At 60.1% G+C, this 20051-nt stretch carries 20 protein-coding genes; 9 read left to right on the top strand and 11 right to left on the bottom strand.

The features are described from left to right. Positions 1–68 precede the first annotated feature (68 nt). Together HZ994_18720 and HZ994_18715 are read left to right on the top strand one after the other, a co-directional pair. Positions 69–1133, top strand: a complete 1065-nt coding sequence (locus tag HZ994_18720; GenBank protein QTN34267.1) for a histone deacetylase — start codon at positions 69–71, stop codon at positions 1131–1133. A gap of 82 nt (positions 1134–1215) precedes the next feature. Continuing rightward, positions 1216–2136, top strand: a complete 921-nt coding sequence (locus HZ994_18715; GenBank protein QTN34266.1) for an alpha/beta hydrolase — start codon at positions 1216–1218, stop codon at positions 2134–2136. Positions 2137–2221: 85 nt separating this feature from the next. On the opposite strand, the gene HZ994_18710 is transcribed toward HZ994_18715, so the two are convergent. After that, positions 2222–2491 carry a type B 50S ribosomal protein L31 gene (locus tag HZ994_18710; protein QTN34265.1) on the bottom strand — a complete coding sequence of 90 codons (270 nt, stop codon included), beginning with the start codon at positions 2489–2491 and terminating at the stop codon, positions 2222–2224. 799 nt (positions 2492–3290) lie between these two features. On the opposite strand from HZ994_18710, the gene HZ994_18705 reads away from it, so the two are divergent. The 3 genes from HZ994_18705 (at position 3291) to ispE (ending at position 5384) form a co-directional block, all read left to right on the top strand. Then, positions 3291–3752, top strand: a complete 462-nt coding sequence (locus HZ994_18705; protein QTN34264.1) for a MarR family transcriptional regulator — start codon at positions 3291–3293, stop codon at positions 3750–3752. A gap of 66 nt (positions 3753–3818) precedes the next feature. Beyond that, positions 3819–4526: a polyphenol oxidase family protein gene (locus tag HZ994_18700; protein QTN34263.1), complete on the top strand. Its 708-nt coding sequence runs from the start codon at positions 3819–3821 to the stop codon at positions 4524–4526. A gap of 39 nt (positions 4527–4565) precedes the next feature. Next, the gene (gene ispE, locus HZ994_18695; protein ID QTN34262.1) at positions 4566–5384 is read left to right on the top strand and encodes a 4-(cytidine 5'-diphospho)-2-C-methyl-D-erythritol kinase; all 819 of its coding nucleotides are present in this window, start codon (positions 4566–4568) and stop codon (positions 5382–5384) included. A 33-nt stretch (positions 5385–5417) separates the two neighbouring features. On the opposite strand, the gene HZ994_18690 is transcribed toward ispE, so the two are convergent. The 4 genes from HZ994_18690 to HZ994_18675 form a co-directional block, all read right to left on the bottom strand. Next, on the bottom strand, positions 5418–6224 hold the full coding sequence (locus HZ994_18690; GenBank protein ID QTN34261.1) for an NAD-dependent epimerase/dehydratase family protein: 807 nt from the start codon (positions 6222–6224) through the stop codon (positions 5418–5420). A gap of 81 nt (positions 6225–6305) precedes the next feature. After that, positions 6306–6938: an NUDIX domain-containing protein gene (locus tag HZ994_18685; protein ID QTN34260.1), complete on the bottom strand. Its 633-nt coding sequence runs from the start codon at positions 6936–6938 to the stop codon at positions 6306–6308. Positions 6939–7057: 119 nt separating this feature from the next. Continuing rightward, positions 7058–8473, bottom strand: a complete 1416-nt coding sequence (locus HZ994_18680) for a hypothetical protein (GenBank protein ID QTN34259.1) — start codon at positions 8471–8473, stop codon at positions 7058–7060. 170 nt (positions 8474–8643) lie between these two features. Further along, positions 8644–8982: a high-potential iron-sulfur protein gene (locus HZ994_18675; GenBank protein ID QTN34258.1), complete on the bottom strand. Its 339-nt coding sequence runs from the start codon at positions 8980–8982 to the stop codon at positions 8644–8646. Positions 8983–9525: 543 nt separating this feature from the next. Here HZ994_18675 and HZ994_18670 point away from each other — a divergent pair. The 3 genes from HZ994_18670 to HZ994_18660 all read left to right on the top strand — a co-directional run bounded on the left by HZ994_18670 (position 9526) and on the right by HZ994_18660 (position 13830). Further along, entirely contained in the window at positions 9526–12381 is a 2856-nt protein-coding gene (locus HZ994_18670) for a family 78 glycoside hydrolase catalytic domain (GenBank protein QTN34257.1), read from the top strand. A 119-nt stretch (positions 12382–12500) separates the two neighbouring features. Next, entirely contained in the window at positions 12501–13466 is a 966-nt protein-coding gene (gene tal / locus HZ994_18665) for a transaldolase (protein ID QTN34256.1), read from the top strand. 43 nt (positions 13467–13509) lie between these two features. Further along, positions 13510–13830, top strand: coding sequence for a hypothetical protein (locus HZ994_18660; protein QTN34255.1), 321 nt, complete (start codon positions 13510–13512; stop codon positions 13828–13830). Here HZ994_18660 and HZ994_18655 read toward each other — a convergent pair. From HZ994_18655 to HZ994_18635, 5 genes are all read right to left on the bottom strand, one after another. Beyond that, entirely contained in the window at positions 13827–15059 is a 1233-nt protein-coding gene (locus HZ994_18655) for a competence/damage-inducible protein A (protein QTN34442.1), read from the bottom strand. The genes HZ994_18660 and HZ994_18655 overlap by 4 nt on opposite strands. Positions 15060–15123: 64 nt before the next feature. Further along, on the bottom strand, positions 15124–15579 hold the full coding sequence (locus tag HZ994_18650) for a hypothetical protein (protein QTN34254.1): 456 nt from the start codon (positions 15577–15579) through the stop codon (positions 15124–15126). Positions 15580–15588: 9 nt separating this feature from the next. Further along, on the bottom strand, positions 15589–16308 hold the full coding sequence (locus HZ994_18645; GenBank protein QTN34253.1) for a phosphoribosylaminoimidazolesuccinocarboxamide synthase: 720 nt from the start codon (positions 16306–16308) through the stop codon (positions 15589–15591). 110 nt (positions 16309–16418) lie between these two features. Next, positions 16419–17072, bottom strand: coding sequence for a response regulator transcription factor (locus HZ994_18640; GenBank protein QTN34252.1), 654 nt, complete (start codon positions 17070–17072; stop codon positions 16419–16421). Next, positions 17069–19090 (bottom strand): hypothetical protein, encoded by a 2022-nt coding sequence (locus HZ994_18635; GenBank protein QTN34251.1) that lies wholly within the window; start codon positions 19088–19090, stop codon positions 17069–17071. Before HZ994_18635 ends, HZ994_18640 begins: the two co-directional genes overlap by 4 nt. 285 nt (positions 19091–19375) lie before the next feature. Between HZ994_18635 and HZ994_18630 the strand changes: the two genes are divergently transcribed. Next, entirely contained in the window at positions 19376–19786 is a 411-nt protein-coding gene (locus tag HZ994_18630) for an RNA-binding protein (protein ID QTN34250.1), read from the top strand. 73 nt (positions 19787–19859) lie between these two features. On the opposite strand, the gene HZ994_18625 is transcribed toward HZ994_18630, so the two are convergent. Further along, positions 19860–20048 carry a DUF4250 domain-containing protein gene (locus tag HZ994_18625; GenBank protein QTN34249.1) on the bottom strand — a complete coding sequence of 63 codons (189 nt, stop codon included), beginning with the start codon at positions 20046–20048 and terminating at the stop codon, positions 19860–19862. Positions 20049–20051: the final 3 nt, after the last annotated feature.

The following is a 20051-nucleotide window of genomic DNA, read 5'->3' as shown; positions in this document are numbered from 1 at the left end:
AATTCCGCCGTTCCGAATCCGATGCGGGGTTGCGGTGTCCTGGGATACGTTGAAAACTGTCCTGGAAAATGACAACCAGCCATCACAGCCGCGCCTTGTTGCTTTCCAGCGCCGCGCTTCTCCCTTTCAGTGCGGACATGGATGCGACAGAACCCAAGCCGGATGCATTCCGCACGGCCATCATCTACGATGATGTATTCCTCGAACACGACACCGGCCCGGGTTTCCCGGAGCATGCGGAGCGGCTGCGCATGCTGACGAAACATCTCAAGGGGCATCCGGTTTCGGAGAGATTGCTGTGGGCGGCGCCGGATGAAAGAGCCGATCCCCTGCCGTGGATCAAGGCCGTCCACGATCCCGGGTATGTCGCCGCGCTGAAGCGTGCCTGTGAGGCGGGGGAGAAGCAGATGCACGGCAGCGCGGACACGCCGATCTCCACCCGCACCTACGAGGTCTCCGCCAAGGCGGTGGCCGGGGCGCTGACGGCGGTGGATCTCGTCATGGAAGGCCGCGTGGAAAACGCATTCGCCGCTCTGCGCCCGCCCGGACACCATGCCATGCCCTCGAATGCAAAGGGCTTTTGCTTCTTCGGGAACGCAGCCATCGCCGCACGCTATGCGCAGAGGCAACACAGGCTGGAACGCGTGATGATCGTCGATTGGGACGTGCACCACGGCGATGGGACACAGGCGGTTTTCCTGGAAGACCCATCGGTCTTCGTTCTCTCCACCCACCAATACCCCTTCTACCCCGGGCCGAGCGGCGCACCGGAAATCACCGGCAAGGGCGCGGGCGAAGGGTTCAACCTCAACATCCCGCTGGCGGCGGGCAGCGGCGACAAGGCCGTGCTCGCAGCATACCGCACGCAGCTTTCCGAAGCGTTCCGGAAATTCAAGCCCCAGCTCCTCATCATCTCGGCGGGCTTCGACGCCCACGAGGCCGATCCCCTCGGCTCCCTCGGCTGGACCAGCGATGTCTATGCCGAGCTGACGGAAATCCTCCGCGCCCTCTGCCGCGAGCAGGGACACGGACGCATCGTATCGCTCCTTGAGGGCGGCTACAGCGAACGCGGCATAACCGAGGGCGTGCGCCGACACATCGAGGCGCTCGAAAAACCCGCCACGATACCCTGAAACCGAGAGATCGGATCCACTGGCTTTGGCCATCCACTTTCCCCTTCTCGACAAACGCGGGATCGGATCTACCCTGTTTGCCATGAAGTCCTATGGAAAATGGCTCTTGCTCGCGGGGATTTCCTGCGCGGGCGCACAGACACCCGCCACTCCGCTGCCGCCGTCCGCCGAGAAACTCCACGAGTATCTGCGCGATGCGGGATCCGATCCGGAAAGTGCCGTGAACCGGCTGCTGGCTGGGGTCGATACGAACAAGCTCTTTTATTTCCCGACCCGGGACGAGCCCGCCACCCCTGCGAAGTGGGGATTCAGATACGACGACATCGATTTCCTTTCCACGGACGGCACGAAACTCCATGGATGGTTCATGCCCGCGAAGGCGGCGCGCGCGAAAGGCACCGTGGTATTCTCGCATGGCAACGCCGGATCCATCGGGCACCACCTGGGCTTTGTCCTCTGGCTGGTGGAGGCCGGCTACCAGGTGTTCATGTACGATTACCGCGGCTTTGGGAAATCCGGCGGCGAACTGGATCGCAAAGGCATGGTGGAGGATGTGAAGGGCGCCTTCGCATACGTCGCGGCACGCAAGGATGTGGATGCCGGGAAACTCATTTCCTTCGGCCACAGCCTCGGCGGCGCAAAGTCCGTCGCAGCTCTCTCGGAAAAGCAGCCGGAGGGTTTGCGGGCCATCGTGATCGACGGGACCTTTTCCTCCTACCAGGCGATGGCGCGCATCGTCGGCGGCGAATACGGGGCGAGGCTCATCACCGACGATTTGTCGCCCAAGGATTTCATCGGGAAACTCAGCGACACCCCTCTGCTTGTGGTGCATGGGGATAGGGATCAGGTGGTGCCTATTGCACAAGGCAAACAGCTCTTCGATCTCGCCAGCGAACCGAAGACATTCTTCGAGGTGAAGGGCGGCAGCCACGGGGACTCGCTGGCGCGAAATGAGGGAGCCTACCGGAAACGCATGCTCGCATGGCTCGAAGGGGTGCTGTGACCGAACCCTTGGCAGCCATAACGAAGAAACGGCATACCTTGCGGGATGCCGTTTCGTGAAGAACGAATCTTTTCCGTTCTGTGGCTCAGCCAATCTTCGGCTTGCCGACGCGGCGGACTGCGCCGAAACGCTTCTGGAACTTGTCGATGCGGCCCTCGGTGTCCACGAACTGCGCGAGCCCGGTGAAGAAGGGGTGGGAATCGGAGGTGATGCCTGCGGATATCACGGAGTGTTCGACACCGTCGATGACTTCCTTCTTGTCCGAGGACTTGGTGGATTTCGTGACGAAGCGTGCGCCCGTGGTCATGTCAACGAAGACGACGGGGTTGTATTGTGGATGGAGATCCTTTTTCATTGGAGTGTTCTGGTTGCCGCACGTACCAACGCGCGGGGCGGGGAAAATGGCCGAAACGGCGGGGCCTGTCAAGGTTTTGCAGGAGCGATATCCTCTTTGGCCATGGGAATGGTGTTCCGCGGAGCGGTGGTCTGACCGTACAAGTGAAAATCCGGATTTCTCGGCACCCTTGTTGCGCACGCAGAGCATTTTGCGCATCACGGCGGCGGAAATCTCCCCTGTTCCACGGAGGCTTACTGCCTAGGGATCGGCCTACCGGCGCAGCGGGACGGGGATTTTCCCGGCGGAGCGGCGGGGTGCCCTTGATGGAAAGTCAAACTGGACATGCAAGGCGCAGAGCCTTTCAACACTCATCGGGTACGCCTGGTGAATTCAAACCGGGAATCTTTGCGCCTTCGCGTCTTTGCGTTTCAATATCTTCGTATGGTTCTGCGGCTCCGGGCGATTGTTCACCAATCCAAAAATCACCAAAACCGCCATTGAAAGCCAAAGAACCACCTAAGGATAACATGAGATTCCCCCGTCTCAGACTGACACCCGAAGCCACACTCTCTCTGAAAATGGGCTGTGAATAAGCCCCTTATCCCTTGAATTCCAATTGGTTAACTTTTCCAAAATTTACAGCTTTCCTTAACAGGCGGGATCCGCTATTTTCAAAAAGCACCGAGCATACGTGCAGTCTTTTTGAAAAAATTTTAACTTTAGGGTTGATTACTATCCGGCAACCCGGTTATCTTCTCTTTCGCAATGGCTGTGCTCCCTTACATGTCCCCAAACATGAACACTACAACCAGCCAAAATGAAAAACACACAACCAAGTGCCTCCGGCACCTCGGCGAAAGCCGATGCCGATCGTCTTGCAGACTTCGTCCTGTTCACGCAGAGAAGCTGCATTCTTAACCTGTCAAGCGAACTCAACAAGGGGAACGTCTCATTCCCCCAGTTCTTCCTCCTAACCTATCTTTCCAGCGAAGACTATCTGACCATGTCCGACATCGCGAAAAAAATGGGACATTCCACGGCAGCCGCCACCGGCCTCGTGGATCGGTTGGAGAAACTGTCCTACGTTGAGAGAGTTCATGCAGCCGAAGACCGCCGTAAGATCATGGTGCGCATCACATCAAAGGGAATCGACCTTGTTTCCAAGATGCGCAAGGAGATCGCGACGGATCTGGCCAACATACTGGCAGGCATGGATGAAGAAGAGGCCGAAACAGTGGAACACACCAACCGTGCGCTCAAAAACCGCGCGATTGCCTAAGACTCTGTCTCCCCCCTGAATAATCCAGCTTGGCGATTACCAAGCGCCTCCGTTACGGTTCACCCCGTGACGGAGGCGTTCTTGTTTCTAAATCCCATCTCCAGCATCCCCGGATTCCGCGCAGACTGGATACCCCGCCTTTCCGAGGTCGATGTCCTGGGCGACCGAGACTTCGCGCTGCGCAACCTCGCCCCACACCATGACACGATCATCGCGGAAAGGTTTCCCGAAACCCTCACCCGCCACCACGCCGAGCAGATCCACGGAAATCGAGTCGCCCTGATCGATTCTCCTTCGGGAACGGCTCCCATCACCCACCCCCTCGTGGACGGGCTGATCACCAATCTCCCAGGCCAACTCCTGGCCATATACGTCGCCGATTGCGCTGCCATCTACCTCGCCGATCCCGTCACACGCTCCATCGCCCTCCTCCATTCCGGGAAAAAAGGCACCGAAGGCAACATCCTCGCCGCGGCAGTCGGCAAAATGGAAGCCACTTTCGGCACCGACCCCGCCGACCTCATCTGCGCCCTCTCCCCCTGCATCCGCCCACCCGATTACGAAGTGGACATCGCCTCCACCATCGCCGCCCAGGCACGCGGACTGGGCATCCGCAACTACCACGACTCCTGCGAAAACACCGCCTCCGACCTCACACGCCACTACTCCTACCGGATCGAAAAAGGCCAAACCGGCCGCATGCTCGCCCTCCTCTCGTTATCAACCTTTTCCGCTGATCACAACCGACCGCAGGGAGATGGAGGGACAAATTGAAATTCAAATCCATCCCTCAAATCATTCGGCACTTTCCCCATGCTCTCACCGGCAAAGATCAACCTCTCCCTCCGCATCCTCGGCAAGCGGCCCGACGGCTTCCACGAGATCGACACCCTCATGGCCAAGCTTCCGGGACTCGCGGACGGGATCACCATAACCCCGGCGAGATCCTTCTCCTTCACCTGCGACGATCTATCGCTCCCCACCGACAGCGGCAACCTCATCGTCAAAGCCGCCGAAGCACTTGCAGCCGAATCCCGGGAATCCCTTCCCTACCACATCCATCTGGAAAAACGCATCCCCCACGGAGCCGGCCTTGGCGGTGGCTCTTCCAACGCCGCCACCACCCTTTTGGCACTTAACGGACAACTCGACAAACCCCTCCCGCCGGAAACCCTCCACAACATCGCTGCCGCCCTCGGCTCCGACATCCCGTTTTTCCTATACGCCGGAACCGCCCGCTGCACCGGACGCGGGGAAATCATCACCGCAGCCAAGAACCCACCGCCGCTCCCCATCGTCCTATTCAAGCCGATGTTCTCCGTCCCAACCCCTGATTCCTACCGCAACTGCCTCGATGCAGAGCCCCTCCCCGGCATCCGCTACGGTGAACAGCATCTCGGCGAACTCACCCTCATCAACGACCTGGAAAAACCCGTCTTCCGAAAACACCGCTACCTCGCGGAACTCAAGGATTGGCTGCTCCAACGCCGCGACACGAGAGCCGCCCTCATGTCCGGCTCGGGCTCCACCGTATTCGCCATCCTACGCCCCAACGCCGACCCAGCTCGCCTCATCAACTCCGCGCATAAGTATTTCGACCAAAACCTCTGGACATGGTCGGGCAGCTTGTGAGGGACAGCTGCGTCTGCGACCGCCTTCTTACGCTCATAAGCCTCCCACGGCATCCAGAAAACACGGATATTGCGGCTTCCAACCTGTCTCCGCTCTCAGCTTCGCATTGGAAACCCTCTTGTTCGTCCACCCACGCTTCCGGTTCAGATCCCTCGGCCCGCTGGGCGGCAGATCCCTCCCGAAAATCCGTGCCAGGCCCTGATAGACCTCCAGCTGCGTCAGGCTCTCCGAATCGCTGACATTGAAAATCTGCCCCGCCGGGAAATTCCCCATCGTCAGGAGATCCACGACCGCCCTCGCCGCATCGTCCCGGTGGATTTGGTTCAGGAAACGCCCGCCGTCATCCTCGATCACCGCCTCCTCTTCGAGAAATTTCCGCAGCAACACGCTTCTCCCCGGCCCATAGATCCCGGCCAATCGCGCCACGATGCCCCCTGCATCCAGGATCACGCGCTCCGCCTCCAGCAGGAGTCTTCCTGTTTCCCGGTCCGGCACCGTCTCGGATTCCTCTGTCACAAGCTGCCCGCCCACCTGCGCATACACCGAGCTGCTGGAAGTAAAAAGGATATCCGCCCCCGGAAAGCGTGCCACCAGATTCCGGCAGCCCTGCAGATACACCCTGCGATACGCATCTTCACCACCCCGGCCAGACGAAGCGCAATGAACCACCGCATCCGCATCCGGAAGCCTCCGAACGCAATCCGCATCCCCCACATCACAAGCCAACAATCCATCCCCCCCGCCCAGCGAAACGCCCTGCGCATCCCATCCTTCCTCCCGGAAAATCCTCAATATCTCCTCTCCGAGATACCCCGCACCAATCACAAGAACCCTGCTCATCGACAGCAGCCTATCCCAAAGAGCCAGCCCATCAACCACCTTCCCTTTGCCAAAGGTGCGATTCCCCCACCAAGGCCGGCCTCACCTTTTTTCGGTGGCTTGCGCCGCCAGCCAGTCGACGCAGAACGCGCTCCAGGTTTCCAGCCTATCGGCAAGCTCCCCGTTCAACTCGGATACACTCGCCCAGGAAAGGTTTGCCAGAGCCTCCTCCCGGGAAAAAACCTCCTCGCCCTCCAGCTCCACCAGATGGACAACCCCCAGATGCACCTGGCCGACGGGATTGGAATCATCGTTGAGCAGCCCGACGACGCTCATGCTGTAATCGCAGGCGATATCCAGCTCCTCGTCGATCTCCCGCTGCACCGCCGCATAATACGCGGCCGCTCCCTGCCTGCCCTCGCCCATGTCCACCGGATTAATGTGCCCGCCGACCCCGACAGAAATCTTTGCATGCAGGCGGCTCTCCCCCCCGGATTTCCCGCGGGTGTAGTATAGCACCCTGTCGCCACACCTGAAGATACAATAAGGGATCAGCTGCTTGTGACCCGGATCTTCCTCCGCCGCCGCCCTATCCATGAAAAAATGGTTCTCTGCATCCAGCAATGCCTCCACCGCATCATCCACCCGCTCCGTTCGCAAGCCCTCGAACATCCCCAGCCCCTCCAGCAAACCGCGTTTCACCACCAAGACTTCCTCCCCTGCATATTTCGACATGCGGGAATGCTTGGAAGTCCGCCCTGCGCGGTCAAGCCAAGTTCCCGCAGAAAAACCGCAGCCCCGCCCACATGGCCTGGCGGATGGCCGGAAACCCCGAGCGGTGCGACAGGCAAAGGTCACTTCTTTTCCAGAAGCTCAAGCATCCCCTTCCCGAGCGCCTCGCCGACGAGCATGTAGGTCTCGGCATTCTGGTTGTAATGGAAATCCTGATCCTTTGGTGATTGATCCGCAGGCCTCCAGAAATCGCGGGTCTCCACCGATTTCACGTTGCCCTTGAACTCCGGGTATTTCCCCTTCTCCCCACTCACCGCGAGTTGCGCGTTGGCCACCGTCACCGCATTTCCCGCCATCTCCCATCCGCCGAAGCCGATGGTGCCGACCACGAAAGGCGCATCCGGTGCCTTGAATTCCTCGCGCAGCGATTTGATCAGGCGGACAAGATTCTGCTCATAGCGTTCCGCATGAACCGCGCTGCCCTGATCCTTGTGCCCTTGCCACCAGACGAACCCGGCGATCTCATACCCGCGCTCCTTCCAATCCGGAAACTTGCCATCGAAATTTTTCAAAACCTCATGCGCCGCCTGGAAGCAATCGTCGTATTGCTTGCCCGCATACCAGTCCACCGGCACCGGCTCCGTGCCCTTTTTCCAAGAGTCCGGCGTATCCTTGTAACCCGCATAGACCGTATCCCCGATCTCGAAGCGCTCGCTGCCCGGCGGCAGGAAATCCCATGCCAGCGACCTATTCCCCTGTGAGGCTTTGAGCAACAAAACCGGCTCCTCATGGTAATCCCCGATGATGTTTCCAAACCCAAGCTCCGGGCCGATGTTATTTTCCCCCGCGCCGCAGCCGGGTGCCAGCCACTTGTCGGCGGTGGCTGTCACCACGCCCTTGTAATAGACATCGTCGCGGGATTTCCAATTGCCATCCTCATCGATGAGATGGGGGAACTTGCCGTCCTGCTTCACGACGGTTGAGAGCGTGCCTGGGATATCCACCCGCGCATACCAGCCCAGACCCCCGGCGTCCTTGTTCAGGTAAGTGATCTTGAACGGCAGCTTCTTGCCCGCCTCCAGCTTCATCTGGACATGCACCGGATTCTTCCCCGCCTCCTTGCGGTAAACCTCCTTGCCATCGACCATCATGATATTGTCCGCAGAAGCACCGTAGCCGGGGCGGAACTCATATACGCCCGTCTCAGGCATCGCCACTTCCCCGCGCACAACCTGCACCCCGCCACCTGGATACGGAGTGGGCGAAGTGCCGCCGAAGCTTTCCAGCTTCAGGGTGCTCACCGCCTTAAGCGCATCGTAATCCGCCGCTGGGTCATACTCCCCTTCGTAAACGGAAAGCACAGGATCGGTGAACTCACCGCCCCAGCGCGTCCCGCCACCGTTCACCTGCCCGATCCCGACCATGTTGGATTGCCCCGCCATGATGTAAACCTTGACGGGCTTTGACTCGGAGTACGCAGAAGTGGCTGCGAGCAAGCTTGCGGCCAGGGCTAGGGATGCGGTGTGGCAGATTTTCATTTTCCAGTGGTCGGTTGTTCGTTTGGAAACAACTAGCACCCCTAGGCTGGAAGGTAAAGGCGCTTGGACGCATTGGCCTCTTGCAACAAGCAATACCACCGAAGATCGGCTAACACTCCATCCGCCCCTGGACGGATGGAGGCTGAAAGCGGGCTGTGCCGCAGTCCCGGTTATGGCTTAACCGGCTCAGGCTTTTTCGCCCAGACCTGGCACCAACCGGCGGCGGTGACGAGCTTGCCTCCGAAGGCACCGCATGGCCCGGTCGCTTCACCGGCCTTGCCCGTGTAGAGCGCACAGTTGTCACACCTTTGTTCGGGCTTGTGCATCGGGTATTTTGTCTGATCCACCTTGGTGGTGTCCTCCCTGTAGCCTAGAGCCACCGCAACGGGATCGGTCTCCTCGAGCTTAACGGGAGGTGGTGGCTCTTGGCCGAACGCCCGACCACAGAGCAGCGCGGGGATGGCGGTGGAGACAGCGAGTTTGCGGAGGAAATTACGGCGGTCGTTCATGATGTTGTTTGGTTGGAAACAACAAAACCCTAACATGTGCGTCGGAATCCGCATTCCGTAAAATGCGCAAAAAGGCGCAATTCTTGATTTTAAGCCACCAAGGGGAAATCGCTCGGGATCTTAGCTTCAAGCGGTTGTGTTGGGATCGTATATGGGGCATCACCCGCTAAGTAACATTCCCCTGCGTGACTGTTCAGGTGCGAAATCCAGCGGTTCGCCTGCGAAGGCGGCTTTGATGGGGCGTGTGAGGATCAGGCCGGTACGGTGTGAAGAACTGCTCGGCGCGTTCGAGCCCAGCGCGATGAGCGGCCAAGCCTTCGCTCCACTTGTCGCATTCTCAGAAATCGTGATTCGAGACGGTAGGGAAGCCGCACCATACCTCATCCGTTCAGAAATAAGAATCTCCAAAGCGCCCCTGACCCACCCGATCCGCCCTCACTGACCGATCTGATCCGGTTCGGTCGGCGCACACGGCCAGATTCAAATCCACGGGAAATTTCGTATCGCACTTTTCGGCAGGGATCACATCCTTCCTTGGTTCCCATGAAAATCCTCACCGTCCTCTCACTCCTCAGCTCCACCATCGCCACGATGCACGCGGAAACAAAGAACCCACCCCTGACGCAACCCCTGGATCTCCGCAGCGACGGGATGACTCCTCCTTTCTGCGACTCGCAGAAACCGGTGATAAGCAAACGCGGTTTCATCAAACGCGATGAGGGTCACCCGCTCGGAGGCTCGGCGAAACCGATGCTCACTTGGAAGATCGTTTCCGAGGAACGCAATGTCACCGCAAGCGCATGGCAAGTGCTCGTTGCGAGCAGTCCGGCTCTGCTCGAGGAGGGAAAAGCGGATCTCTGGGACTCCGGGAAAACGCCCGCAGGCCGGGCGCCGGGGCTGGAATACGGTGGAAAAGCGCTCGCAGCCGGAGCCTCATGCCATTGGAAGGTGCGCTGGTGGGGGAAAGGGCAGGAACCATCCCCGTGGAGCGAACCGGCCATCTGGGAAGTCGCCCCCGCAACGCCCGCCGACTGGCAGGGTGCGCAGTGGATCGATGACGGCCGAGAAAACCCGACGGAGGACGCGGATTTCTACAAGCCAGACCCAGCCCCGCTCATGCGACGGGAGTTCGAGATACCGAAACCAGTCACCCGCGCACGCCTGCACTTTGCCGGACTCGGCCTTGGCATGGCCAGCATCAACGGCCAAGTCCTGGACAATTACGCATTCAATCCCCCGTGGACAAACTTCGACAAGCGCATCCTCTTCAGCAGCCACGACGTCACCGACCGCATCAAGGAAGGCAAGCACTGCCTCGGCATACGGCTAGGCAACGGTTGGTACAATCCCCTGCCCCTCCGCATGTGGGGTCACCGCAACATCCGGGGCTCCCTACCCGTCGGCCGCCCCCGTGCCATCGCGCTCCTTGTGGTGGATCACCCGGATGGCACCTCCACCACCATCACCACCGGTGATGGCTGGACCACCGCGCAGGGGCCGACCATCCGCAACAGCATCTTCATCGGTGAGGAACGCGATGCCAGGCTTGAACCCACTGGCTGGGACAAACCCGGCTTCGACGACAGCAAATGGAGCAAGGCCAAGGTCAGCGGCGACTCTACGCTCGAACCTCTCCAGCCGCTCCAAATGCCACCCGTGAGGCACAAAGGGGGCTATCCGGCACAGACCATCACCTCACCCAAGCCCGGGGTTCACATCGTGGACTTCGGGCTGAACCTTACGGCAGTTCCCGGAATCAGAATCAATGCCCCGGCCGGCACCCGGATCACCTTCCGCTACGGCGAGCTCCTCAACGAGGACGGCACCCTCAACCCACTCACCAGCATCGCGGGACAGATCAAAGGCTTCAAAAAAGGCACCCAGGAATCCAAGGGTGGCCCGGGTGCGCCGGAATTTGCGTGGCAGCAGGACGTTTACATCGCCAAGGGCGGTGGAGAGGAAACCTTTGTCCCACGCTTCACCTTCCACGCCTTCCGCTACATGGAGATCAGCGGATTGCCCACCACTCCTTCCACCAAGGATTTCAGTGCCCTTCCATTCCACACCGACCTGCCCGATGCCGGCAGTTTCTCCTGCTCAAACGAAGACCTCAACCGCATACAGGAAATCTGTCGCCGCACCTTCCTGAACAATGTTGTCACCGTCCAGTCCGACTGCCCGCACCGCGAGCGCTTCGGATACGGAGGTGACATCGTCGCCACCAGCGAGACGTTCATGATGAATTTCGACATGTCCGGCTTCTACTCGAAGACCGTCCGCGACTGGGCCGATGCCGCCCGCCCCGACGGCCGCCTGACCGACACCGCGCCCTTCGTCGGCATTGACTACTGCGGCGTCGGCTGGGCCATGGCCCATCCGCTCCTGTTAGAACAGCTCCACCAGCACTACGGCGCACGGGCATTGCTCGATGAGCAGGTTCCAGTCGCGATGAAATGGCTCGATGGCGTGGCAGCAAGCCGCAAGGAAGGCCTCGTCACCAACGGCCTCGGCGATCACGAATCCCTGGAACAGGGGAAGGGACCGGAGTTCCTCACAGCAATGTTCATCGATGCCGCCCGCAGGGTCGCGCGCCTGGCCCGCCTCATCGGGAAAATCGATGACGCAACCCGCTACGAAGCCATCGCGGAAGAGTCCGCCACCGCCTGGTCCAAGGCTTTCCTCGACAAGGAGAGCGGCAGGGTCGGCGTCGCCACCCAATCCGCACAGACCTTTGCGCTCGGCTACGGCGCGGCCGGCGCGGCGGATCGCAAGGCGGTATTCGGTGAGCTTGTCCGCAACCTGACAGCCCCCGAGGATTCCCCGCGCCTCACCACCGGTATCTTCGGCACCCAGATCCTGCTCGACGAGCTTTCCAAGAACGGCCGCAGCGACCTTGCCTACGCCCTGGCCGACCGCGACTCCTTCCCCTCATGGAAGTGGATGCTGAAAAACGGCGCCACCACACTTTGGGAAGACTGGGAAGGCGGTGCCGACGTGAAATCCCATAACCATCCCATGTTCGGCTCGATCTCCGCGTGGTTCTTCAACTGGCTCGGCGGCATCGAATGCGCGGAGGACGCCGTCGCCTTCGACCGCATCCTCATCCGCCCGCAGACCGTAGGCGGCCTGTATTGGGTGAAATCCTCCCACGATACCGTACGTGGCAAGATTGTATCAAACTGGCATATCAAAGGTGAGACCCGCGAGTTCGAAATCACCATCCCACACGGCGCGACCGCCAGCGTCGAGCTCCCCGCCCTGCCCGGCGATGTCATCACGGAAGGCGGCAAGCCCCTTTCCGAACATCCGGAAATCCTCCAAACACGCGGCGACTCCACCAAACACAGCCTGAAGCTCGGCGGCGGCCGCTACCGATTCAACGTGGCACCCGGAGAGTGAAGAACCATTGGAACACCCCTTCCCACACTTCCGTCCCAGCACTCCCACTCACGCTTTTCAGAAAAAAATCACATGATTAGCGTTCACACAGATCAGGCGGCTGCTACCGTTTCCACGAAATGAACCAACTCGACCAACTCAAGAAGCTCACCACGGTCGTCGCCGACACAGGCGATTTCGAGGCCATGAAGGAATTCATGCCCCAGGACGCGACCACAAACCCCTCCCTCATCCTCCAGGCCGCAGGGAAACCCGAATACCGCCCTCTCATCGACCGCGCCATCGCCGAGTTCAAGGGCGGCGGCCTCTCCGGCCAGGCGCTCACCGATGCCGTCCTCGACCGCATCCTGATCCTCTTCGGCCTGGAAATCCTCAAGATCGTGCCGGGCCGCGTTTCCACCGAGGTTGATGCCCGCCTCTCCTTCGACACGGCTGGCACCGTTGCCAAGGCACGCGAGCTCATCGCCGCTTACGAGAAGGAAGGCATCCCCCGGGATCGCGTGCTCATCAAGATCGCCTCCACGTGGGAAGGCATCAAGGCCGCCGAAGCCCTCGAAAAGGACGGCATCCATTGCAACCTCACCCTGCTCTTCTCCTTCGCCCAGGCGGTCGCCTGCGCAGAGGCCAAGGTCCAGCTCATCTCCCCCTTCGTCGGCCGCATCCTCGATTGGCACAAGGCGAACACTGAGGGCACGCCCGATTTCGAAGGGGACAAGGATCCCGGAGTGATCTCGGTGAAGGCGATCTACAACTACTACAAGAAGTTCGGATACAAGACCGAGGTCATGGGCGCCTCCTTCCGAAACAAGGGCGAGATCACCTCCCTCGCCGGTTGCGACCTGCTCACCATCGCGCCCAAGCTCCTCGCCGAGCTCGCCGCCTCCGGGGAATCCATCGAGGCCAAGCTCACCCCGGAAATCGCCGCCGCCGATCCGGTGGAGAAAATCTCGCTCGATGAGAAATCCTTCCGCCTGATGTTCAACGACGACGCCATGGCAACCGAGAAAACCGCCCAAGGCATACGCGGCTTCGCGGCCGATATCGTGAAGCTGGAGATCCTCGTCAACGCGGCTCTCACACCCTAGGCAACTCCATATCCGCCCACCAAAACGACAACCTTCCACGACCATGGGCATAAGAGGCTACCTCCCGCATTCCGCCGTGAAGGCATTGGTATTCTGGATACTCACCGCCTGCACCGCGGCAGCGACCTTGGCCGGAATACTCCAGTCATGGGGTGCCATCGGAAGGGAAATCGCAAACCGCTGCCTCTGGACGGCCTTCATACTCGCGATGGGCAGCATCGCCTTCCTCGTCATAAACTGCGTGTTCGGCGATCTCGGGCAGGCCATCCTGGGAAAAGACATTCCCCAGCCCAACATCGATCCCGCATTCCGCGAGCGGCTCAAAACCGCCAAGACTCAACCGCCGCAGGGCGGGCAGGGCTAGAGCAGCTTGCGCCGCACCAGATCGAGGGCTGATTGCGAGACGGATTGCTTGAAGTCCTTGCGGTTGCGGGGGTGATAGACTTTCACGGCCGCCGTCTCCCCGCCCCTGGCGGCAAGGCCGATCCATGCCGTGCCGACCGGCTTGTCTTCCGTCCCACCCGAGGGGCCGGCGATGCCGGTGACGGAGACGGCGAGATCGGCCTTGCTTTCCGCCAGCGCACCTTCCGCCATGGCGCGGGCGGTTTCCTCGGAGACAGCTCCGTGGGCTGCTATCGTTTCCGCAGGGACATGGAGCTGGCCGGTCTTGGCCGCGTCCGCATAGGTGACCCAGCCGTGGGTGAATGCTTCCGAAGCCCCTGGGACATTCGTGAGGCGGTTGGCGATCAGTCCGCCGGTGCAGCTCTCGGCGGTGGCCAGGGTCATGCCCTTTTCCCGCAGCAGGCGGATGACGGTGGACTCCAGGGAAGAGCCATCGTCGCTGATGAGGAATTGTGAGAATTTCCCCATCACCAGATCGCGGGCGGAAAGGATGCTTTCGCCGTTCCCGATCAGGCGCAGATCGACCTCACCCATGCGCGCGCAGTAGCCGTATTCCAGGCCGGGAATGGCCGCAAGCTGGTCATCGATGCCGTGGTGGAAATCGCTCTCGCCGATGCCGGTGAATTTGAGTTCGGAAACGGTGGCCACATCCGCCACCCCCGAGAGGGCACGCAGCCGCGGGGCGACCTCCTCATGGAACATCGGGTAAAGCTCGCGCGGCGGGCCGGGGAGGAGGAAGACGGCGCAGTTGGAAAGCTTGTTGATTCGCGGCGGGATGTAGAGGCCGGGGGCTGTTCCGTTCGGGTTCGGCAGGACATCGGCTCCGGTGGGAACCATCGCCTGCCGCAGGTTCGCGGGTGCCATGGTTTTGCCGCGCAGTGCGAAGAACGACTCCAGGGCGCTCAAGGCCTGCCCGTCGAGGTGCAGCTCCAGTCCAAGCGTTTCCGCCACGACCTCGCGCGTCAGGTCATCGCTCGTCGGACCGAGACCGCCGGTGATCAGGATGACATCGGCGCGGACAACCATTTCCGCGAAAGCCTCGCGGATCGCATCGCCATCGGGGACGGTCGCCTGCCGGGCGATGCGCAGACCCATGGTGAAGAGCTGCCGGCCGAACCAGCCGCCGTGGGTGTTGAGGGTGTTGCCGAGCAGAAGCTCGGTGCCGGTGTTCAAGACTTCAATTTTCAAAATTCAGCTTTCAATCAAGGGTGCAGGATCGACGACTTCCCATTCCTTGGAAGTTGAATTCAGGAAGTCATTCCCAGAGGTAGGATTGCTTCGAGGCGATGGGTGCGCCGCCGTGGAGCAAATCGATCTTCCATGTGAGCACGCGACCGTTCTGGAAATAGTCGTCGCCGATGATGGCGAATTCCTCCTTGCCGGAGGAAGCGCCGGGTTCAAGGGATCTGGTCATCGTCTTCACCTTGCTGCCGCCCTGTTGGTATTGGAAACGGATCTCGCGCCCGGTTTTTCTGGTCGTCCCTGTAGGTGTATCGCTCCAGATTACGGTGTAGTATTGGCCGAGCCTGCCCTTGCGCTCCTCAAGGCTGACCGCCCCGTAGAGGCGGCGGAGCTTCTCGTTGCGCACCATCGGATCGTTCTCCTTGAGAGTGTCCTGGTCGCGGAGTGTGAACTGTTTCACGACCAGCGGCTCTGTCGGAGCGGAACAGGCGGCGAGAAGGAAGGCGGCGAGGGTGGCTGTTAGTTTCATATCCTTGGGTCAGTTGGTTTCGAGACGCGCCTTGAGGCGCTTGAGAACCTCCTCGTAGGCTTCCATGACATTGCCGAGATCGCGGCGGAAGCGATCCTTGTCCATTTTCTCACCGGTCTTGAGATCCCACAGGCGGCAACCGTCCGGACTGATCTCATCGGCGAGGACGATCTTCGACGGATCGGAGGCGAGCCTACCGAACTCCAGCTTGAAGTCCACCAGCTTCAGCCCGACCTCGGCGAAGAACCCGGAGAGGATGGTGTTCACCTTCAGCGCGGACTCGCGGAGGAAAGCCATGTCTTCCGCGGTCGCCAGACCCATCTCGCGGATGTAGTCGTCGTTGATGAGGGGATCCCCGAGTTCGTCGCTCTTGTAGGAGAATTCGATGACGGGCTGGGAAAAGGGCTTGCCCTCTTCCAATCCGGAGCGCTTGCAGTAGCTGCCCGCCGAGACATTGCGGACGATCACCTCGACCATCAGGATCGTGACTTTCCTGACCTCCACGTTCGTCTCGTCGATCTGGCGGACGAAGTGGGTGGGGATGCCGGCTTTCTCCAGGTATTGGTAAATCAGGGTGCTGATCGCGTTGTTCAGCCGCCCCTTGTTCTCGAAGCTGGCCTTTTTCTCGCCGTTGAATGCGGTGGCATCATTCTTGAACTCCATCCTAAGCGTCGCGGGGTCTTCCGTTTCCCAAAGTCGCTTCGCTTTCCCCTCATAAATCGGCTGCATTCCCTGTGGTAGGTTTTCCCTCCCTGGCGGTCAAGCCTGCTCACCGGCGGGATTCCGTCCGCCGCCCGCAGTGGCGGAAGCATCGAGCCCGTTCCAAAATCCGGCGGCAATCAAACGATCCCTTGCCGAAGCGCCTTGGAGACCGCTTCCGTCTGGGTGCGGACATGCAGCTTCCGGTAGATGGAGCGCAAGTGCATGTCGACCGTGTGGGCGGAGATGGACAGGTCTTCGGCTATCTCCTTCTTGGAGTATCCTTTCACGAGCGACTTGAGGACATCCTCCTCGCGGCTTGTCAGCGCCTCCACCTCCTCGACCGGGCCGTGCTTGGAGAAACCGTTGAGGATCATGGTGGCGATCGCGCTGCTCAGGGCGGCCGCGCCGTGGATGACATCATGGAGGCCGCTTAGGATCTCATCGGGATCCGCGGTCTTGAGGAGATAGCCGGAGGCTCCGTTGCAGATCGCCCTGTAGACCCGCTCGCGGTCGTCGAAAGCAGATAGGATGAGCACCTTGAGATCGGGAAATTTCTTTCTGACCTTAACAAGCACCTCAAGGCCGTCCATCCTGGGCAGCCCGAGATCGAGCAGGAGCACATCCGGGTATTCGGAGGTATATTCCAGCTTCTCGAAAAACTCATCGGGAGTCGAGAAATGGTAGGGACATTCAAGATCGTCCTCGCCATCGATGAGGCGGCGGATCTGCTTTGCGAAAACCTGGTGATCCTCGAGAATCCAGATCTTGGAGATTTTCTTTTTTTCGCTCATTTCAGGTTGGGTGCGGCAATGAGTAGGGATCGTTTCACCATCAGGAGGATCCTGGTTCCCTTGCCGGGTTCGGTTTGCATGACAAGATCACCTTCCAACACCCGCGCCCTTTCGTCCAGCTTCCTTACCGTCTTTGTGACTTCCTTTCCGTCCACGACCACTTTCGGAAGCCCTTTGCCGTTGTCGATCACTTCCAGAGCCAGCTTGTCGCCCTCGTCCCAGAGCCGGATCGAGACGCTGGTCGCGCCGGAGTGCTTGAGTATGTTGTGGACAGCCTCCTTGTAGAATAGGAAGAGATGTCGCTTGGCATCCAGAGAGAGCTTCGCGGCGGCTTTGCCCGAATCGCACTCGATGCTGTAGTCCACCTCGCGGAGCAGCCGGGTAGCCGTCTCTCGCATTCGGTGGACGAGATCCCCGATGGAGTCCTGTTTCCTCTCCAGCAGCCAGACGATGTCCCTCATGGCGAGCGAGCTCTCCCTGGCAATGCTCTCCACCTCCCCCAGATCCTGGCTCACCCCTTCCGGCCCGTGCTGCCTGACGAGGTCTTTCCTGGCCGTGCGGGCTATGAGCGAGATGCTGCCGAGATTGCTGCCTATGTCATCGTGCAGGTCGGAGGCGATGCGCTTGCGCAGCTCGTCGATCTGGTTCCTGGAGATGAGCCGCCTGCGCTCGACGATGAAAACGGGGATCAAGAAGGTCAAACCGAGCATCATCGCGGAGCCCCAGGTTGCGTTGAGCTCGCTCTCGGAAGCCATCTGCGCCTGCATCGGTCGCAGCGCCTCGATTTCCCTTTCCAGCCTCCACCTGTCATGGAGCTGGGTGAGCCAGGATCCCACGGGGATGATCTCGCGCGCGCTGGCGAAGCCGTCCGTTAGGTAATCCACATCTGCGGTGTCGCCAGCGAAGCTGCGCGTGACCTTGCGGCCTTTTACGATGTTTATCCCGTCTGCCCAGACCTGGATTTCGGAAAGCCCGAACATCGGCACTTGGCCGACCATGCTTGCCTCCAAACCGTTGATCTGAATGGCTTTTGCGGAAACGCCGCCGAGATCCAAGACAAACGGCACATCCTGTGGCCCCCCCTTGAAGGGCGCCTCCCAGGTGCGGACGGATGTGAACCCCACCTCATCCTCAGCGAGCACCCGCACCTCGAGTTTTTCCGGTATGACGCTGGCCTCAAGCATTCCGTGGATTTCCATGGGGAATAGGATCAGGAGATCAAGTTTTTCGGTTTTTCCGAAATCGGAGCCCCATGAGATCGCCTGCCCTACACCGTGGACCTCGAAGCTTTCCGGCGCGACCATCCCGTCGGCCCAATTGCCACCTTCCCACGAACCCAGTGGCATCCTCCCATCCGTGAGAGCCTCGGGATACCACATGTTCTCAACCCGCAGCCCCCCAACATCGGAAACCTCGCAGCCGAAGGAAACCGGAAAGCCCCCGGAAATCACAACAAGCTCAGAAAGTCCGAAAACCTCGCTCCTCCCACGGAGGCTCCCCTGCCAGACTGTGATCCTCACATACCTAGCCACAGCACCCTGGCCGGAAAATTTCACCGGCTTGCCACCTGTGTCGGGGAAAATGTTCCGCCCTGTATCGTAAAGCACACGGTGCTCGGAAAAACCCGCGTCCGATGAGAGCTCGATCTTGAACGCTTTCGGGAATATACTCCCACCCTCACCTGACTGGAGCGGGATCAGGAAGAGCGTGTCGATGGGGAAATCCCTTCCCAAATCAACCGTTAGCGAGGGCGGCGCATCCGTCGGATCCTTGCGCGCCCCCCTGCAACCGACACCGTACCTGAGGTTTTTTTCCTCGTGCGCGGCGAGCGATATGAGCTGTCGGTTGAGGAATTCCACCCTATCCTCCATCTTGACCAGCTTGGGATTGAAAAGCCTCGCCACCTTGCCGATCGGATTCGACATGACCTCCGACGCCAATAGCCCCTCCCCGCAGGAAATCGCTGCGAGCGCACAGGCAGCCAACATGCAGGCTGACTGCCGTCTGAAAATGAGCAAGGGACTGCTGATCACTGGGACGAGAATGCAGAACTTTTTAAAATTATCAAGGTTAATTAACTAAAAATTTACCCCACAGGCCATGAAATCATTGCCGAAGCCATCGAAAATCAAAGCGCCACTGAAAATGTGCAATTACGAAAATTTTATCCTTGCTAAGCAACCGATTCGGATCACTGATCGGGGTTTGATCGAACCAAATATGGGTTTGCTCGCTCTTTGTTTGATCCGTGACGCCAGGATCGGGGGAATTGCTTAAAGAAAACTGGCGTCAAATCTGAACAAATGGACATTTATGTGGGCAATCTGCCCTACACAGCAACTGAAGGAGAAGTTTCCGACCTCTTCGCCGCATACGGCCCCGTCGAACGGGTCAAGATCATCACCGACCGTGACACCGGGCAATCCAAGGGATTCGCCTTCGTGACCCTGGGCGACCAATCCCAGCTCAATGCAGCCATCGAGGCGCTCAACGGGCAAGATTACAGCGGCCGCGCCCTCCGCGTGAACGCATCGGAACCCCGTGAAGCACGCCCGAGCGGCGGCGGCGGTGGTGGTGGCTACGGCGGCGGCGGTGGTGGCGGCGGCTACGGCGGCGGTGGAAACCGTGGCGGCGGTGGCGGCGGTGGTGGTGGCGGAGGCTACAAAGGCGGCGGTGGAAACCGCGGCGGCGGACGCGATGGCGGACGCTGGTAATCCACTGCAATCACAAGTTCATAACCGAACAACTCCAGCGTCCGGCTCCCTTGATTGGGGCCGGGCGTTTTTTTTACCGGAACTGGCGTTGCGCCTCTCGGTAGTCGTAGCCCGCAAGCTCCATTTTCAGCACGAGACGCTCGCGGGGCAAGCCATGCGTCTTGATCAGATCGTCGAGGCACTCCGCATGGTTCCTGAGCTCCGTATTCAGCAAGCCGACAAGCATGTGGGGATCCATCGTCTCCCATGTGGTGAAATCCATGCC

It is taken from the genome of Akkermansiaceae bacterium, from assembly GCA_017798145.1.
Classification (GTDB): domain Bacteria; phylum Verrucomicrobiota; class Verrucomicrobiia; order Verrucomicrobiales; family Akkermansiaceae; genus Luteolibacter.
The sequence above is the reverse complement of the archived record's forward strand: the minus strand, read 5'-3'. Positions and strand labels throughout refer to the sequence as shown.

What these genes read in the sequence shown, in the direction of transcription:
- HZ994_18720 (QTN34267.1), top strand. Translation starts at nt 69, where the DNA reads ATGACAACCAGCCATCACAGCCGCGCCTTGTTGCTTTCCAGCGCCGCG.
- HZ994_18715 (QTN34266.1), top strand. Translation starts at nt 1,216, where the DNA reads ATGAAGTCCTATGGAAAATGGCTCTTGCTCGCGGGGATTTCCTGCGCG.
- HZ994_18710 (QTN34265.1), bottom strand. Translation starts at nt 2,491, where the DNA reads ATGAAAAAGGATCTCCATCCACAATACAACCCCGTCGTCTTCGTTGAC.
- HZ994_18705 (QTN34264.1), top strand. Translation starts at nt 3,291, where the DNA reads ATGAAAAACACACAACCAAGTGCCTCCGGCACCTCGGCGAAAGCCGAT.
- ispE (QTN34262.1), top strand. Translation starts at nt 4,566, where the DNA reads ATGCTCTCACCGGCAAAGATCAACCTCTCCCTCCGCATCCTCGGCAAG.
- HZ994_18690 (QTN34261.1), bottom strand. Translation starts at nt 6,224, where the DNA reads ATGAGCAGGGTTCTTGTGATTGGTGCGGGGTATCTCGGAGAGGAGATA.
- HZ994_18685 (QTN34260.1), bottom strand. Translation starts at nt 6,938, where the DNA reads ATGTCGAAATATGCAGGGGAGGAAGTCTTGGTGGTGAAACGCGGTTTG.
- HZ994_18680 (QTN34259.1), bottom strand. Translation starts at nt 8,473, where the DNA reads ATGAAAATCTGCCACACCGCATCCCTAGCCCTGGCCGCAAGCTTGCTC.
- HZ994_18675 (QTN34258.1), bottom strand. Translation starts at nt 8,982, where the DNA reads ATGAACGACCGCCGTAATTTCCTCCGCAAACTCGCTGTCTCCACCGCC.
- HZ994_18670 (QTN34257.1), top strand. Translation starts at nt 9,526, where the DNA reads ATGAAAATCCTCACCGTCCTCTCACTCCTCAGCTCCACCATCGCCACG.
- tal (QTN34256.1), top strand. Translation starts at nt 12,501, where the DNA reads ATGAACCAACTCGACCAACTCAAGAAGCTCACCACGGTCGTCGCCGAC.
- HZ994_18660 (QTN34255.1), top strand. Translation starts at nt 13,510, where the DNA reads ATGGGCATAAGAGGCTACCTCCCGCATTCCGCCGTGAAGGCATTGGTA.
- HZ994_18650 (QTN34254.1), bottom strand. Translation starts at nt 15,579, where the DNA reads ATGAAACTAACAGCCACCCTCGCCGCCTTCCTTCTCGCCGCCTGTTCC.
- HZ994_18645 (QTN34253.1), bottom strand. Translation starts at nt 16,308, where the DNA reads ATGCAGCCGATTTATGAGGGGAAAGCGAAGCGACTTTGGGAAACGGAA.
- HZ994_18640 (QTN34252.1), bottom strand. Translation starts at nt 17,072, where the DNA reads ATGAGCGAAAAAAAGAAAATCTCCAAGATCTGGATTCTCGAGGATCAC.
- HZ994_18630 (QTN34250.1), top strand. Translation starts at nt 19,376, where the DNA reads ATGGACATTTATGTGGGCAATCTGCCCTACACAGCAACTGAAGGAGAA.
- HZ994_18625 (QTN34249.1), bottom strand. Translation starts at nt 20,048, where the DNA reads ATGGATTTCACCACATGGGAGACGATGGATCCCCACATGCTTGTCGGC.